Here is a 913-nt window from a genome sequence, read left to right as displayed (position 1 = left end):
TGAGTTTGCCGTCGCCGAGGGTGTAGGTGAGGCGGCGGTTGACGCGGTAGGAGCCGGCGGGGACCTCGACCCAGGGCAGCTGGGACAGCAGCCAGCGGGTGGTGATGCCGCGCATCTGCGGCCGGGTTTTGGTGGTGGTGGTCAGCGTCCGCGCCGCGGTGACACTCAACGACAGCTGGACCGAGGTGGTTTGTTCGGTGACGGTCACGGGGTCACCCGCCGGTCGAGGTCGGGGTCGGGTGGGCGGGTGCCGCCGGTTTTGGGGACGATGCGGGCGGCGGTGGTGCCCAGCCCGGTCGGCCCGAACGCCGAGGCGGGCAGGGCGGGTGGGCGCGGGGGTGTGTCGGGTGTGCGGGGTGGTGTGACGGGTTCGGGCATCATCCCTCCCGGCCGAGTTCGGCGCTTTCGAGGACGGCGAGGGCGTCGGGGACGAGGACGGCGGCGGAGTAGTAGGCGGAGACGAGGTAGGAGATGATGGCTTGGTCGTTGATGCCCATGAAGCGGACGTTGAGGCCGGGTTGGTATTCGTCGGGCAGGCCGGTTTGGTGGAGGCCGACGACGCCTTGGGCTTGTTCGCCGGTGCGCATGAGCAGGATGGAGCTGGTGCGGGTGTCGGTGACGGGGATTTTGTTGCAGGGCAGGATGGGGATCCCGCGCCAGGAGGGGACTTGGTGGCCGGCGAGGTCGACGCTGGTGGGGTAGATGCCGGCTTTGGTGCATTCGCGGCCGAACGCGGCGATGGTTTTGGGGTGGGCGAGGAAGAAGCTGGGGTCTTTCCAGACCAGGGTGAGCAGCGCGTCGAGGTCATCAGGGGTGGGTGGGCCGGTGCGGGTGGGGATGCGCTGGGCGAAGTCGGCGTTGTGCAGGAGCCCGAAGTCGGTGTTGTTGACCAGTTCGTGTTCCTGGCGTTCGC

Annotated in this window: 1 protein-coding gene and 2 pseudogenes; all 3 read right to left on the bottom strand. The window is 69.0% G+C overall.

Annotation, left to right across the window (positions count from 1 at the left end; genetic code table 11):
* Positions 1-208 (bottom strand): annotated as a pseudogene (locus tag ACLJPY_RS50160) (Crp/Fnr family transcriptional regulator); the annotation flags it as partial.
* Positions 205-378: a hypothetical protein gene (locus ACLJPY_RS50155; protein WP_410598090.1), complete on the bottom strand. Its 174-nt coding sequence runs from the start codon at positions 376-378 to the stop codon at positions 205-207. The gene ACLJPY_RS50155 and the pseudogene ACLJPY_RS50160, both read right to left, overlap by 4 nt.
* Positions 378-913 (bottom strand): annotated as a pseudogene (locus tag ACLJPY_RS50150) (Crp/Fnr family transcriptional regulator); the annotation flags it as partial. The gene ACLJPY_RS50155 and the pseudogene ACLJPY_RS50150, both read right to left, overlap by 1 nt.

It is taken from the genome of Amycolatopsis sp. lyj-23 (assembly GCF_046549135.1).
Taxonomy (GTDB): Bacteria; Actinomycetota; Actinomycetes; order Mycobacteriales; family Pseudonocardiaceae; genus Amycolatopsis.
This window is presented reverse-complemented; position numbering and strand designations above follow the sequence as displayed.